This is a genomic window from Streptomyces sp. NPDC024698, from assembly GCF_055559015.1.
Window position 1 is genome coordinate 380,310 of the sequence record NZ_JBVHLK010000003.1, and the last position, 13,253, is coordinate 393,562.

14 protein-coding genes are annotated in these 13,253 nt (G+C 71.3%); 3 read left to right on the forward strand and 11 right to left on the reverse strand.

What is annotated here, in order from left to right:
* Positions 1-298: 298 nt before the first annotated feature.
* The 3 genes from ACZ4AA_RS09550 to ACZ4AA_RS09560 form a co-directional block, all read right to left on the reverse strand.
* Positions 299-1,339 (reverse strand): NUDIX hydrolase, encoded by a 1,041-nt coding sequence (locus ACZ4AA_RS09550; protein ID WP_467598942.1) that lies wholly within the window; start codon positions 1,337-1,339, stop codon positions 299-301.
* 153 nt (positions 1,340-1,492) lie between these two features.
* Complete coding sequence (locus ACZ4AA_RS09555) at positions 1,493-1,690, reverse strand: hypothetical protein (RefSeq protein ID WP_467598128.1); 198 nt, start codon at positions 1,688-1,690, stop codon at positions 1,493-1,495.
* 402 nt (positions 1,691-2,092) lie between these two features.
* Positions 2,093-3,046 carry an ROK family protein gene (locus ACZ4AA_RS09560; RefSeq protein ID WP_467598132.1) on the reverse strand — a complete coding sequence of 318 codons (954 nt, stop codon included), beginning with the start codon at positions 3,044-3,046 and terminating at the stop codon, positions 2,093-2,095.
* Between the two features lie 254 nt (positions 3,047-3,300).
* Between ACZ4AA_RS09560 and ACZ4AA_RS09565 the strand changes: the two genes are divergently transcribed.
* Entirely contained in the window at positions 3,301-4,365 is a 1,065-nt protein-coding gene (locus tag ACZ4AA_RS09565; RefSeq protein ID WP_467598135.1) for a LacI family DNA-binding transcriptional regulator, read from the forward strand.
* A gap of 200 nt (positions 4,366-4,565) precedes the next feature.
* Here the strand turns inward: ACZ4AA_RS09565 and ACZ4AA_RS09570 are convergent, their stop codons facing one another.
* The 5 genes from ACZ4AA_RS09570 to ACZ4AA_RS09590 form a co-directional block, all read right to left on the reverse strand.
* Complete coding sequence (locus ACZ4AA_RS09570) at positions 4,566-5,870, reverse strand: DUF6986 family protein (protein ID WP_467598138.1); 1,305 nt, start codon at positions 5,868-5,870, stop codon at positions 4,566-4,568.
* A 168-nt stretch (positions 5,871-6,038) separates the two neighbouring features.
* On the reverse strand, positions 6,039-7,001 hold the full coding sequence (locus tag ACZ4AA_RS09575) for an electron transfer flavoprotein subunit alpha/FixB family protein (RefSeq protein WP_467598141.1): 963 nt from the start codon (positions 6,999-7,001) through the stop codon (positions 6,039-6,041).
* 99 nt (positions 7,002-7,100) lie between these two features.
* On the reverse strand, positions 7,101-7,886 hold the full coding sequence (locus ACZ4AA_RS09580; RefSeq protein ID WP_467598144.1) for an electron transfer flavoprotein subunit beta/FixA family protein: 786 nt from the start codon (positions 7,884-7,886) through the stop codon (positions 7,101-7,103).
* A 231-nt stretch (positions 7,887-8,117) separates the two neighbouring features.
* On the reverse strand, positions 8,118-8,627 hold the full coding sequence (locus tag ACZ4AA_RS09585; protein ID WP_467598147.1) for a flavin reductase family protein: 510 nt from the start codon (positions 8,625-8,627) through the stop codon (positions 8,118-8,120).
* Positions 8,628-8,915: 288 nt separating this feature from the next.
* A complete protein-coding gene (locus tag ACZ4AA_RS09590) occupies positions 8,916-9,329 on the reverse strand; it encodes a TlpA family protein disulfide reductase (protein WP_467598150.1) in 414 nt (137 codons plus the stop codon).
* Positions 9,330-9,404: 75 nt separating this feature from the next.
* Between ACZ4AA_RS09590 and ACZ4AA_RS09595 the strand changes: the two genes are divergently transcribed.
* Together ACZ4AA_RS09595 and ACZ4AA_RS09600 are read left to right on the forward strand one after the other, a co-directional pair.
* Entirely contained in the window at positions 9,405-9,821 is a 417-nt protein-coding gene (locus ACZ4AA_RS09595; RefSeq protein WP_467598153.1) for a DUF4395 domain-containing protein, read from the forward strand.
* 185 nt (positions 9,822-10,006) lie between these two features.
* Positions 10,007-10,735, forward strand: coding sequence for a lysophospholipid acyltransferase family protein (locus ACZ4AA_RS09600; protein ID WP_389401701.1), 729 nt, complete (start codon positions 10,007-10,009; stop codon positions 10,733-10,735).
* Between the two features lie 39 nt (positions 10,736-10,774).
* Here the strand turns inward: ACZ4AA_RS09600 and ACZ4AA_RS09605 are convergent, their stop codons facing one another.
* The 3 genes from ACZ4AA_RS09605 to ACZ4AA_RS09615 all read right to left on the reverse strand — a co-directional run bounded on the left by ACZ4AA_RS09605 (position 10,775) and on the right by ACZ4AA_RS09615 (position 13,248).
* Complete coding sequence (locus ACZ4AA_RS09605) at positions 10,775-11,347, reverse strand: transglutaminase domain-containing protein (protein ID WP_467598158.1); 573 nt, start codon at positions 11,345-11,347, stop codon at positions 10,775-10,777.
* A gap of 75 nt (positions 11,348-11,422) precedes the next feature.
* The gene (locus ACZ4AA_RS09610; RefSeq protein WP_467598161.1) at positions 11,423-12,496 is read right to left on the reverse strand and encodes a threonine aldolase family protein; all 1,074 of its coding nucleotides are present in this window, start codon (positions 12,494-12,496) and stop codon (positions 11,423-11,425) included.
* Positions 12,493-13,248 (reverse strand): SDR family NAD(P)-dependent oxidoreductase, encoded by a 756-nt coding sequence (locus ACZ4AA_RS09615; protein WP_467598164.1) that lies wholly within the window; start codon positions 13,246-13,248, stop codon positions 12,493-12,495. Before ACZ4AA_RS09615 ends, ACZ4AA_RS09610 begins: the two co-directional genes overlap by 4 nt.
* Positions 13,249-13,253: the final 5 nt, after the last annotated feature.

Below are 13,253 nucleotides of genomic sequence, written 5' to 3' on the forward strand. Positions count from 1 at the left end.
TCTCACCGACGCTCCCCGCTGCGCGCCGGGCCCGCCCAGCGAGGGCGCGCCCCCCGCCCACGTCCGTTGGTCGAACGCGATGGAATCGATCCCGTCCGTTGGTCGAACGCGATGGAATCGATCCCGTCCGGTCGTCGACCGCGACGGAATCGGTCCTGTCCCGTCACCGGTCGCGCTGAAATCAATCCCTGCCGGTCAGCGCGGCGGGGAAACCGCCCCGCCCGGTCGCGCGAACGCCCGGCCGCACGCGGACGGCAGGACGGACAGAGGGCCGGCGGGCCGATCGAACCGGCCGGTGTCAGCCGAGCGGCACTCCGGCCTCCAGGTACAGCGCCGCGCCGCGCTCGCGGGCCCGCAGAGCCCAGCGGAGCCGTTCGTAGCGCACGGGCGGCAACAGGTCGGCCGCCTCCTGCTCGGTGACGAAGCGCCAGCCACGCAGTTCGGGTCCGGGGAGCAGGAGCCCCCTGACGGCCTGTTCGTCGAGGCGTCCGCCGTCGAAGAGGAGCCGCAGTCCGCCGTATCCGGGCGGTGCGGGCGACTCCCAGTCGACGACGAGGAGCGCGGGCACCTCGTCGAGGGTGATGCCGGTCTCCTCGGTGACCTCGCGCATCCCGGCACGCGCGGGGGCCTCGCCGGCCTCGACGACTCCGCCCGGGAACTCCCAACCCGCCTTGTACGTCGGGTCGACGAGCAGGACGCGGTCGTTCTCGTCGAAGAGGAGCACTCCGGCGGCGACGGTCTCGGCGGTGGGTTCGGGGGTCTGCACGATGTCGCAGACGGGTGCCTCGCCGGTGCGTACGGCCTCGGCGACGCGCAGGGCGGCTTCGTACGGTGTGAGCGTGCCGGTGTCCACGGGATGGGCGTCGGCGGCCAGCCAGGGGAGCGCGGCACGGTAGGGCTCGATGTGGTCGTAGGACCACTGCCGCACACGCATCTCGCCGTCGGGCAGGTCCGGGGGCACCTCCCGCCTGGCTATTCGCTCCCGCAGGATCGTTTCCGCCGGGGCGAGAAGCACATGGCGTACGGGAATCCGGCGCGCGGCGAGCCCGCCGAAGATCTCGTCGCGGTACTCCTGCCGCAACAGGGTCATGGGGACGACGAGGACGCCGCCGAGCTCGGCGACCATGGCGGCCGCGGTGTCGACCACGAGCCGGCGCCAGATCGGCAGATCCTGGAAGTCGCCGGCCTCGGCGAGGTGCTTGGCCGGCAGCAGTTGCGTGAGTGTGCCCCCGATGATCTCGGGGTCGAAGAGCGTGCTGTTCGGGATCAGCTCGATCAGTTCCCGTGCGGTGGTGGTCTTCCCCGCACCGAACGCACCGTTGATCCAGAGGATCACGATTCCCCCTCTTCTGTTGGCCCCCTTGGGCTTGCCCGCTCCACCCTGCCACGGAAACCAGCCGCTGATGAGGGCACCGGCACGGCGGCCATGAGGGTCCGGACACGGCCGCGCCGGTGCCCCGGGGCGGGGACACCGGCGCGGCACGGAGGTCCTTCAGCCGTTGTGGCCGCCGAGGGCGCTCTCGTCGACCGCCAGGTTGTCGGTGCCGACGGTGTGATCGACCGTGCTGAGCGTGTCGTTGACGTTCAGATCGCTCAGGCTGTCCCCGCTCAGGGCGTGGGACGGGGTGATCGCCGCGACGACGAACCCGGTGGCGAGGGAGGCGATGGCGAGCATGCTGCGCTTCTTCATGCCCGGTTCAACTACGAAGCCCGGACGGGGTCACGGGTGGACCGGACACGTTCATCCCGATATCTCCGTCCGCCATCTCTGCCTGGATCTGACCGGCGAGCTGCCTGCCGGCCGTCGTCCCGTGCCTGGTGCCCGCCGTCCCGTGCCTGGTGCCCGCCGTCCCGTGCCGGGCATCGGGAGCATGGCGCGAGGCATCCGACACCAGGCGCCATTCATCAGGCGTCCCACGTCTCATTTTCGGAACCCGCTGTAGGGCGTCAGGCATCAGACGCCCTATCTCCGCCGCCTGGAACGGGCCGCCAGGCAGCAAGGCCGAATCCGCCGCCCGACGGAACCATCCAAACCGACCCGGCCTTCGCAATACCCCGATCAACCCCTGACCGGACGCCCCTCAGCCCCCGCTCAGACCCGAGCCCCAGCCGTCTGCGACCTCCGCGCGAGTGCCGCCGCGGCCGCGCCCACCAGGCCCGCGTCGGTGCCCATCTGGGCGGGCGTCACGGTGAGCCGCCGGACGAAGGACAGCGTGGCGTAGTCGGCCAGCGCCCGGCGCAGCGGCGCGAAGAGGACCTCGCCCGCCTTGGCCACTCCCCCACCGATCACGGCGATGTCGATCTCGACCAGGGTCGCGGTCGCCGCGATGCCCGCCGCGAGGGCCTGCGCGGCCCGCTCGAAGGAGGCCACGGCCGCCGGGTCGCCGGCGCGGGCCGCTTCGGCGACCGCGGCGGCCGAGGTGTCGCCGTCGGGTCCTGGCAGCCAGCCCGCCTCCAACGCGCGGCGGGCGATGTTCGGGCCGCTGGCGATGCGCTCGACGCAGCCCCGGGAGCCGCAGGGGCAGCGATCGCCGTCCAGGTCGACGCTGATGTGTCCGATGTGGCCCGCGTTCCCGGTGGGACCCGCGTGCAGCTGTCCGTTCAGGACGAGGCCGCCGCCGACGCCGGTGGAGACGACCATGCACAGCGCGTTGTCGTGGCCCCGGGCGGCGCCCTGCCAGTGTTCGGCCGCGGTGATGGCCACGCCGTCGCCGATCAGCTCGACGGGGAGTCCGCCCGCGGCCTCGCAGACGCGCTCGACCAGGGGGTAGCCCCGCCAGCCGGGGACGTTCACCGGGCTCACCGTGCCCGCGGAGGCGTCCACCGGACCGGCGCTGCCGATGCCCAGGGCTCCGGCCCTGCTCCACAGCGGGGAGACCACGAGCTCACCGATGACGTCCTCGACGGCACGCATCACGGTGCCGCCGTCCTCCTGTGCGGGCGTCGGGCGCTGGGCGCGCAGGAGAATCCGGCCGTGGCCGTCCACCAGCGCTCCGGCGATCTTGGTACCGCCGATGTCGAGCGCGGCCACGAGGTCGGTGTGCATCAGAGTCAGGTCTCCCAAAGGGTGTCGTGACGGGCCCGCCGCGCCGCGGGTCCGGGGCCTCCGCCCGGGAACGGGCGGAACCGGGCCCTGTCGTACGCCACGCGGAGTACGCCGGCGGACCACCGGGACCGCGCGCCCTGGGGAAGGCGCAGGCCGGAGATTGCGGTGGACAGTGTCTCCCGCATCTGACAACGTTGTCCAGGCTCTATGCTCGACGCCACATCCTCATACAACCCCATGGACCTACGCATCCCGTGGACGACAGGACAGGACAGCACATCGTGGCCGAGACCGCCCGCCGATCCGAGAACCGCTACGGAAACCGTCCCACCATGAAGGACGTCGCGGCGCGTGCGGGAGTCGGTCTCAAGACGGTCTCCCGTGTGGTCAACAGCGAGCCCGGGGTCACCCCGGACACCGAGCGGCGTGTCCAGGAGGCGATCGAGGCGCTGGGCTTCCGCCGCAACGACAGTGCCCGGGTCCTGCGCAAGGGCCGCACCGCGAGCATCGGACTGGTCCTCGAGGATCTCGCGGACCCGTTCTACGGCCCCCTGAGCCGCGCGGTCGAGGAAGTGGCGCGGGCGCACGGGGCTCTGCTGATCAACGGTTCCAGCGCGGAGGACCCGGACCGTGAGCAGGAGCTGGTCCTGGCGCTGTGCGCGCGGCGCGTGGACGGGCTGGTCGTGATCCCGGCCGGCGACGACCACCGGTACCTGGAACCGGAGATGAAGGCGGGCGTCGCCACGGTCTTCGTGGACCGTCCGGCCGCCCGGATCGACGCCGATGTCGTCCTGTCGGACAGCTTCGGCGGCGCCCGGGACGGTGTGGCCCATCTGATCGCCCACGGCCACCGCCGGATCGGCTTCATCGGCGACATGCCCCGCATCCACACCGCTGCCGAGCGGCTGCGCGGTTACCGGGCCGCCATGGAGGACGCAGGGATACCGGTCGAGGACGGCTGGATGTCGCTCGGGGTCACCGATCCGCAGCGGGTGCGCAAGGCGGCCGAGGCCATGCTGTCCGGTCCTTCGCCGGTCACGGCGGTCTTCGCCGGCAACAACCGTGTCACCGTGACGGTCGTCCGTGTCATCGCGGAGTGCGGCCGCCCGGTCGCCCTGGTCGGCTTCGACGACTTCGAGCTCGCCGACCTCCTGGAGCCGGGGGTCACCGTCGTGGCCCAGGACGCCGCCGCGCTCGGCCGCACCGCCGCCGAGCGCCTCTTCAGCCAGCTCGACGGCAACCTCATCGCCCCGGAGCGCATCGAACTCCCGACCCGCCTGATCACCCGAGGCTCCGGGGAACTGCCGCCGGCGCGCTGAGCCATCGGCCGCCCCACCGTCCTCCGGCGGCTCGGGGCGCACGCCCGGCTCGGGCCCCGGCGTCTGCGGGACACGCGGGTCCGTGGGAGCGGCCAGGACGCGGCGGAACGGGGTCCGGCGCCGCACTTCCCCTGACCGGAAGCGGTGAGATACCTCCGTCGTGTCCACTGACCGGAAGCTGTCAGATCCCCCCGTCGTGTCTACTGACCGGAACCGGTCAGATCCCCCCGTCGCGGCCTCGCGAACCCCTCCAGTTCGTGGCGGGTCAGGCCGGACGCGCGGGACACCTCGGCGGTGTCCAGGGCGCCGGAGTCGAGGCCGCGCAGGAGGTAGGCGCTGAGGGCCTTGGCCGTGGCGGGTTCGTCCAGGATGTCGCCCGGGGCGCGCCCCGCATAGCGGGAGAGACGGGCCGCCGCCTGCGCGTAGCCCTCGCGGTAGAAGGCGAAGACGGCCGCGTAGCGGGTCGGGAGATGGGCGGGGTGCATGTCCCAGCCCTGGTAGTAGGCGCGGGCCAGGGCGCGGCGGGTGAGGCCGTAGTGCAGGCGCCAGGCGTCGTGGACCTTCTCGGTGGGGCCGACGGGCAGGACGTTGGTGGATCCGTCGGAGAGCCGTACACCGGTGCCGGCGGCCGCGACCTGCATGATCGCCTTGGCGTGGTCGGCGGCCGGGTGGTCGCTCGACTGGTGGGCGGCGGAGACGCCGAGGCAGGCGCTGTAGTCGAAGGTGCCGTAGTGCAGTCCGGTGGCGCGGCCCTCGGCGGCCTGGATCATCCGGGCGACGGTGGCCGTGCCGTCGGCGGCGAGGATCGCCTGGCTCGTCTCGATCTGGATCTCGAAGCCGATGCGGCCGGGCTCCAGAGCGCGGGCCTTCTCGAACGCCTCCAGGAGCCGGACCATGGCGGTTACCTGTTCGGCGTACGTGACCTTGGGCAGGGTGAGGAGGAGGCCGTCCGGCAGGCCGCCCGCCTCCATCAGGCCGGTCAGGAAGATGTCGAGGGTGCGGATGCCCCGGTCGCGGACCGGCGCCTCCATGCATTTCATGCGGATGCCCGTGTACGGGGCCGCGGTGCCGTTCGCGTACGCCTCGGCGATCAGCCGGGCGGCGCGGGCCGCCGCCGCGTCCTCCTCGGCGTCGGGGCGCGGGCCGTAGCCGTCCTCGAAGTCGACCCGCAGGTCCTCGACGGGTTCGCGCTCCAGCTTGGCCCGTACGCGGTCGTACACGGGCCCGGCGAGGTCGTCGGCCAGGCCGAGGACGGCGGCGAAGGAGGCGGCGTCGGGGGCGTGTTCGTCGAGAGCGGCGAGGGCGCTGTCGCCCCAGGCGCGGACGGTTCCCGCGGTGAACACGTCGGCGGGGACGTACACGGTGTGGACGGGCTGGCGGGTGCCGGGGTCCCCCGGGTAGCGGCGCTCCAGTTCGGCGTCGACGGGGGCGAGAGAGGCACTGACGGCTTCGGTGACGGCGCCCGGCAGGCTCGTCGGCACCTTCTCCTGCTGACCCTGACCCATGCGACACCCTTCCGCTTTCCGCAGTACGGAATCAACAATCTGTTGAACGAAGTTATCCGGCACGCTTCCCGCGGGTCAACACCCCCGTGGACCGCGGGACACCCAGGAACGAACGAAGGCCCCCGCGACCTGTTCCGGTCGCGGGGGCCTCGTACGGCACTGGGGGGATCAGCCCTTGCGGGCCTTGATCTCCTCGGTGAGCTGCGGGACGACGTCGAAGAGGTCACCGACCACTCCGTAGTCGACCAGGTCGAAGATCGGGGCCTCGGCGTCCTTGTTGATCGCCACGATCGTCTTCGAGGTCTGCATGCCGGCGCGGTGCTGGATGGCACCGGAGATACCGGAGGCGATGTACAGCTGCGGCGAGACGGACTTGCCGGTCTGGCCGACCTGGTTGGTGTGCGGGTACCAGCCGGCGTCGACCGCGGCACGCGAGGCGCCCACGGCGGCACCGAGCGAGTCGGCGAGGTTCTCGATGACCGAGAAGTTCTCGGCGCCGTTGACGCCACGGCCGCCGGAGACGACGATCGCGGCCTCGGTCAGCTCGGGGCGGCCGGTCGACTCGCGCGGGGTACGGGCGGTGACCTTGGTACCGGTGGCCTTCTCGGAGAAGGTGACCGCGAGGGCCTCGACGGCACCGGCGGCCGGGGCGGCCTCCACGGCGGCCGAGTTCGGCTTGACCGTGATGACCGGAGTGCCCTTGGCGACACGGGACTTGGTGGTGAAGGAGGCGGCGAACGCGGACTGCGTGGCCACCGGACCCTCGTCACCGGCCTCCAGGTCGGTGGCGTCGGTGATGATGCCCGAACCGATGCGGACCGCGAGGCGGGCCGCGATCTCCTTGCCCTCGGCGGAGGACGGGACCAGCACGGCGACCGGGGAGACGGCGTCGTACGCGGCCTGGAGGGCGTCCACCTTCGGCACGACCAGGTAGTCGGCGTACTCGGCGGCGTCGTGCGTGAGGACCTTCACGGCGCCGTGCTCGGCCAGCGCGGCGGCGGCGTTCTCGGCACCGGAGCCGAGGGCGACGGCGACGGGCTCGCCGATACGGCGGGCCAGCGTCAGCAGTTCGAGGGTGGGCTTGCGGACGGCACCGTCCGCGTGGTCGACGTAGACGAGAACTTCAGCCATGGGAATGCTCTCCTGCGGATTGCGAAGTCTGAGGGGCGGTAAGCGGGGTGGGCCGTGGCCGCTGCGACGGTCCGGGGGTGCGCCCCGGACCCTCGGCGACTAGATGAACTTCTGGCCCGCGAGGAACTCAGCGAGCTGCTTGCCGCCCTCGCCCTCGTCCTTGACGATCGTTCCGGCGGTGCGCGCCGGACGCTCGGTGGCGGTGTCGACCTTGGTCCAGGAACCCTCGAGACCGACCTCGTCCGCCTCGATGTCGAGGTCGGACAGGTCCCAGGACTGCACCGGCTTCTTCTTGGCCGCCATGATGCCCTTGAAGGAGGGGTAACGCGCCTCGCCCGACTGGTCGGTCACCGACACGACCGCGGGGAGGGAGGCCTCCAGCTGCTCGGAGGCGCTGTCGCCGTCGCGGCGGCCCTTGACCACGCCGTCCTCGACGGAGACCTCGGAGAGCAGGGTGACCTGCGGGACACCGAGGCGCTCGGCCAGCAGCGCCGGGACGATGCCCGCGGTGCCGTCGGTGGAGGCCATGCCGGAGACGACCAGGTCGAAACCGGCCTTCTCGATCGCCTTGGCCAGCACCAGCGAGGTGCCGATGGCGTCGGTGCCGTGCAGATCGTCGTCCTCGACGTGAATGGCCTTGTCGGCGCCCATGGACAGCGCCTTGCGCAGCGCGTCCTTGGCGTCCTCGGGACCGACCGTCAGCACGGTGATCTCGGCGTCGTCCGCGGCATCGGCGATCTGAAGCGCCTGCTCGACGGCGTACTCGTCGAGTTCGGACAGCAGGCCGTCCACGTCGTCACGGTCGACGGTCAGGTCATCGGCGAAGTGCCGGTCGCCAGTGGCGTCGGGCACGTACTTCACAGTGACAACGATCCTCAAGCTCACGCCGGCTCTCCTACTGCATCGTCATGTCTGGGCTGCCTTCTTTCAGGCAGCATAGGCGCCTGAAGCGGCCGATCCCGGTCGGGGCGGCGCGCGCTCCGACCGAAATATTACTCACCAGTACACCCACTGGGCGCCCACTAAGCAAGCGCTTTGGACTGTGACCTTCGCAACGCTGTGTAACCGGTGAGTAGAACCGGCGAGTAGCAATCCTGCTGCCCCCGGCCGACGGGTTCAGTCGCGCAGGCCGTTGAACCGGCCCTGGTGGTACAGGAGGGGGCTGCCCGCGTCCGAGTGATCACCCTGCACGACCTCTGCCAGCACGATGCGGTGGTCTCCCGCGGGTACGCGCGCGACCACACGGCACACCAGCCAGGCCAGGACGTCGTCGAGCACGGGAACTTCTTCGGGCCCTCTACGCCAACGGGTGGGCGCGCCGAACCGGTCGGCGCCGCTGCGGGCGAACGTGGCGGCCAGCTCCCGCTGGTGTTCGCCGAGCACATGGACGCCGACATGGCCGGCCTCGGATATCGCGGGCCAGCTGGAGCCGCCGGTACCGATGCCGAACGAGACGACCGGGGGTTCGGCGGAGACCGAGGTGAGCGAGGTGGCCGTGAATCCGACGGGACCGCGGGCACCCCGGGCGGTGATCACGGCCACGCCGGCCGCGTGCCGCCTGAACACGGAACGCAGCAGCTCGGGCGAGGCGGGCCGCGGGGCGCCGAGGCCGGGTGTGGCCGTCATGGAACTGTCCTTCTGCGAGAGCCGACGTGGGATTCCGGCCACGCGGGCGGAACCGGGGGCGTGAGACGGTCCTTGGCCGGTCAACAGCCCGGACCGCGCGCGCCCGCGGTGCGGGGCGGGTCCGTGTCGGCGAGCTCGGGGAGAAGGCTGTGCGATGACATACGGTCAGGCTGACGAGAGGCGACGGGCGCAGTCAAGGGCGTACGGGCATGTGGGAGATGCCTCACCATGATCGCCACGGGCCGGACGGCCCCGGGCGCGGGTCGGACGGCTTGCCCGGCCCTGCGGTCAGACCGCCTCTCCGATCGCCGCGATGACGTCCGCCTTGCGCGGCTGTCCCGTCGCCCGGCGCACGATCCGGCCGCCGGCGTCGAGCACGAGCACGGTCGGCGTCTTGAGGATGCCGAGATCCCGTACGAGGTCGAGCTGGTCCTCGGCGTCGATCTCCACGTGCGACACGCCGGGGACCATGCCCGCCACCTCGCCCAGCACCCGCCGGGTGGCCCGGCAGGGGGCACAGAAGGCACTGGAGAACTGGACGAGCGTGGCCCGCTCCCCCAGGGCCTCCCCCAGCTCCGCCGCGCCGAGCCGCTTCTCGCCGTCGCGCCCGCTCACCCGCACCCTCCCGCTCCGCCACCGGTGCAGCACTCCGTACACACTCGCCGCCACGAGCACCGCCACGCACAACACAAGACCGTTCATCACCTGGACAAGCATTCATGAGACCGCAAAGATTCCCGGGTCCTTCCGGCGTCCCGCGTACGCAATGCTTGAACCATGGACATCGACACAAGAGGCCCGCGGTTCGGTGCGGCGGTGACGGCCGTCGTCCTGGCGGTCACGCTGATCACCGGGAGCGTCTGGCTGCTGGCGTGGCAGACGCTGGCGTTCGCCCTGGGCGCGGCGGGCGGCGTGACGCGCTCGCCGTACGGCTGGGTCTTCAGGAAGGCGGTCCGGCCCCGGCTCGGCCCCCCGACGGAGTTCGAGGCGCCGGAGCCCCCGCGGTTCGCGCAGGCGGTCGGGCTCGGCTTCGCGGTGGTGGGTCTGATCGGCTGGACCCTCGGACCCGCGTGGCTGGGCTCGGCGGCGACCGCGTGCGCCCTCGCGGCGGCGTTTCTCAATGCCGCGTTCGGGTACTGCCTCGGATGTGAGATGTACCTGCTCGTACGGCGTGTGACGGTACGCGCAAAGTAAAGGTGAGTTAAAACCCCGAGGTGGATCAAGGGGCGACGTGACGAGGATCTCGCCGTTCCATGGCACCGGGACTGGCCTCCCGTCCGTTCTTCGGGCACGATCTGCGCATTGCCGTAAACCTACGGCTGCGTAACTTTCCCGCCGGGAGACCCCTTCCCAGGCAGAGAGAAGGGTCCACCCCGTCCATGGCTGAGCTTGTCTACCGTCCCGTCGTCGGACTCGCCCAAACGCTCTTCAAGGCGTGGGACCTCAAGATCGACTTGCAGGGATCGGAGAACATTCCGCGCTCGGGCGGCGCCGTGCTGGTCAGCAACCACATCAGCTACCTGGACTTCATCTTCGACGGCCTGGCCGCCCTTCCGCAGAAGCGCCTGGTGCGCTTCATGGCGAAGGAGTCGGTCTTCCGGCACAAGATCTCCGGTCCGCTGATGCGGGGCATGAAGCACATCCCGGTGGACCGCGCCCAGGGCGAGACGGCGTACCAGCACGCGCTGGAGTCGCTGCGTTCCGGCGAGATCGTCGGCGTCTTCCCCGAAGCGACCATCTCGCAGTCCTTCACGCTGAAGAGCTTCAAGTCCGGTGCCGCACGCATGGCCCAGGAGGCCGGCGTCCCGCTCATCCCCATGGCCCTGTGGGGCACGCAGCGGCTGTGGACCAAGGGGCATCCGCGCAACTTCAAGCGCAGCCACACCCCGATCACCATCCGGGTCGGCGAGCCGGTGGAGGCCCCGAAGGACCAGTACGCGGGTGCCATCAGCCGGCGGCTGCGCGAGCGCGTCCAGGAGCTGCTCGAATCGGCCCAGCGCGCCTATCCCGTGCGCCCCAAGGGGCCGGACGATACCTGGTGGATGCCCGCCCACCTCGGCGGTACGGCGCCGACACCCGAAGAGGTGCGCGCGGCCGAGGCCCGCTGACCCCTTCCCGCCCCCTCGTCCGTGTCGCTCTCCCTCGCCTCACAGGGCGAGGGGAAGCGTCCGCAGCAGGGACGCGCACCCGGGAGCGACCTTCATCGCGTCGACGACGCCCGGGTGCGGTTCGGCGTAGAGCCAGGGATGGTCCAGTTCACCGAGCTCCGGGTCGGGCGTGAAGGCCAGCCGTTCGCCGTCCAGGGAGAAGCGGGCGTCCACCCCCGGCTTGTTTCCCCGGGGGTCCTGCCGGTGCCAGGCGCCGTCGAGACGTACGGCGACGAGACCGTGCAGCACCTCGAACCTCTGGTAGCAGAACGCGGTGGGGATGTCCTCGGCCCGCAGGAGCGCGGCCAGGGCGTGGGCCTTGGCGTGGCAGATGCCGGTGCGCCGCTCCAGTACATCGGAGGCGCGCCAGGTGACCCGCGGGTCGCCGGAGTCGACCGAGTGCGGGATGGTGTCCCGCACGAACTCGAACGCCGACCGTGCATAGGCATACGTGTCGGCCGACCCTCTGGCGAGACGTGCGGCCGTCTCGCGGACGCGTGGATGGTGATGGTCGACCACGTCGTCGGCGGCCAGATAGGCGGACAGGTCGCTGGTTTCCTGGATCAGCTCCATGCCCGTAGAGCATAGAAATGCGACCGCCCGATAGTCAATGACTTTTCGAGCGGTCGCATATCTATGCACTGCGTGCTACTGCTGGGCCATCTCTTCCTTGAGCGCGGCGACGAACCCGTCGACGTCGTCCTCGGTCGTGTCGAAGGCGCACATCCAGCGGACGTCGCCCGCGGCCTCGTCCCAGAAGTAGAAGCGGTAGCGCTTCTGGAGCCGCAGGGTGACCTCGTGCGGGAGCCGGGCGAAGACCGCGTTGGCCTGGACCGGGTGGAGGATCTCCACCCCGTGCACGGCGCGGACGCCCTCGGCGAGGCGCTGGGCCATCTCGTTGGCGTGCCGGGCGTTGCGCAGCCACAGGTCCTTGGCGAGCAGCGCCTCCAGCTGTACGGAGACGAAGCGCATCTTGGAGGCGAGCTGCATCGACAGCTTGCGCAGATGCTTCATGTGGCTGACGGCGTCCTGGTCGAGGACGACGACCGCCTCGCCGAACAGGGCGCCGTTCTTCGTCCCGCCCAGGGACAGGATGTCGACGCCGACCGCGTTGGTGAACGTCCGCATCGGGACGTCGAGGGAGGCGGCCGCGTTGGATATCCGGGACCCGTCCAGGTGCACCTTCATGCCGTGCGCGTGGGCGTGCTCGCAGATCGCGCGGATCTCGTCCGGCGTGTAGAGGGTGCCGAGCTCGGTGCTCTGGGTGATCGAGACGACCTGCGGCATCGCCCGGTGCTCGTCGTCCCAGCCGTACGCCTGCCGGTCGATCAGCTCGGGCGTGAGCTTGCCGTCGGGCGTGGGCACGGTCAGCAGCTTGAGGCCGCCCATGCGCTCGGGCGCGCCGCCCTCGTCGACGTTGATGTGCGCGCTCTCCGCGCAGATCACCGCGCCCCAGCGGTCGGTCACCGCCTGGAGCGCGACCACGTTCGCGCCGGTGCCGTTGAAGACCGGGAAGGCCTCCGCGCCGGCACCGAAGTGACTGCGGATGATCGTCTGGAGGTTGTCCGTGTAGTCGTCCTCGCCGTACGCGACCTGGTGCCCGCCGTTGGCCAGGGCCAGGGCGGCGAGCACCTCGGGGTGGGCCCCCGCGTAGTTGTCACTGGCGAAACCGCGGACGTCCGGGTCGTGATGACGCCGGGCGTCGGTCTTCGGAGGGTTCACGGCTTCTCGGTCAGCCACAGGCGCTTTCCGTTCACTTCGGCGGCGGGCTGGTCCCAGACACCGACGATGGACTCGGCGAGTTCCATGACGTCCGTGAAGCCCGCGAACTTCGCGTTGGGACGCTCGGCGCGCATCGCGTCGTGCACCAACGCCTTCACCACCAGGATGGCAGCGGCGGAGGTCGCGCCGTCCGCGCCTTCGGCGATCCCGGCCTTGCGGAAGAAGTCCGCCATGGCCAGGGTCCACGCCTCGGCGGCGGCCTTGGCCGCGGAGTAGGCGGCGTTGCCGGCGGTGGGGTTGCTCGCGCCCGCCGCGCTGATCAGGACGTACCGGCCGCGGTCGCTGGCCTGGAGCGCCTCGTGGAAGGCCAGCGTGGTGTGCTGCACCGTACGGATCAGCAGGAGTTCGAGCAGGTCCCAGTCGTCCAGCACCGTCTTGGTGAAGGTCTCGCTGCCGCGCCAGCCGCCGACGAGGTGGACGAGCCCGTCCACCCGGCCGAAGTCCTTCTGGATGCGCGCCGACCAGTCCCGGGTGGACTGGAGGTCGAGCAGGTCGACGGTGTCACCGACGACGGTGGAGCCGCCGTGCGCGTAGCGGGCCGCGTCCACGGCTTCCGCCAGGCGCTCGGCGTCGTTGTCCGCGCCGATCACGGTCGCGCCCGCCTCGGCGAGCCGGAGCAGCGCCGCGCGGCCGGCGGGTCCGCCCGCACCCGCCACCGCGATCACCGCACCGCTGAGAGCCCCGTTCCCCATGGTCT

What these genes read in the sequence shown, in the direction of transcription:
- ACZ4AA_RS09560 (WP_467598132.1), bottom strand. Translation starts at nt 3,046, where the DNA reads ATGCACACCGACCTCGTGGCCGCGCTCGACATCGGCGGTACCAAGATC.
- ACZ4AA_RS09600 (WP_389401701.1), top strand. Translation starts at nt 10,007, where the DNA reads ATGGCTGAGCTTGTCTACCGTCCCGTCGTCGGACTCGCCCAAACGCTC.
- ACZ4AA_RS09595 (WP_467598153.1), top strand. Translation starts at nt 9,405, where the DNA reads ATGGACATCGACACAAGAGGCCCGCGGTTCGGTGCGGCGGTGACGGCC.
- ACZ4AA_RS09590 (WP_467598150.1), bottom strand. Translation starts at nt 9,329, where the DNA reads ATGAACGGTCTTGTGTTGTGCGTGGCGGTGCTCGTGGCGGCGAGTGTG.
- ACZ4AA_RS09575 (WP_467598141.1), bottom strand. Translation starts at nt 7,001, where the DNA reads ATGGCTGAAGTTCTCGTCTACGTCGACCACGCGGACGGTGCCGTCCGC.
- ACZ4AA_RS09615 (WP_467598164.1), bottom strand. Translation starts at nt 13,248, where the DNA reads ATGGGGAACGGGGCTCTCAGCGGTGCGGTGATCGCGGTGGCGGGTGCG.
- ACZ4AA_RS09585 (WP_467598147.1), bottom strand. Translation starts at nt 8,627, where the DNA reads ATGACGGCCACACCCGGCCTCGGCGCCCCGCGGCCCGCCTCGCCCGAG.
- ACZ4AA_RS09605 (WP_467598158.1), bottom strand. Translation starts at nt 11,347, where the DNA reads ATGGAGCTGATCCAGGAAACCAGCGACCTGTCCGCCTATCTGGCCGCC.
- ACZ4AA_RS09555 (WP_467598128.1), bottom strand. Translation starts at nt 1,690, where the DNA reads ATGAAGAAGCGCAGCATGCTCGCCATCGCCTCCCTCGCCACCGGGTTC.
- ACZ4AA_RS09570 (WP_467598138.1), bottom strand. Translation starts at nt 5,870, where the DNA reads ATGGGTCAGGGTCAGCAGGAGAAGGTGCCGACGAGCCTGCCGGGCGCC.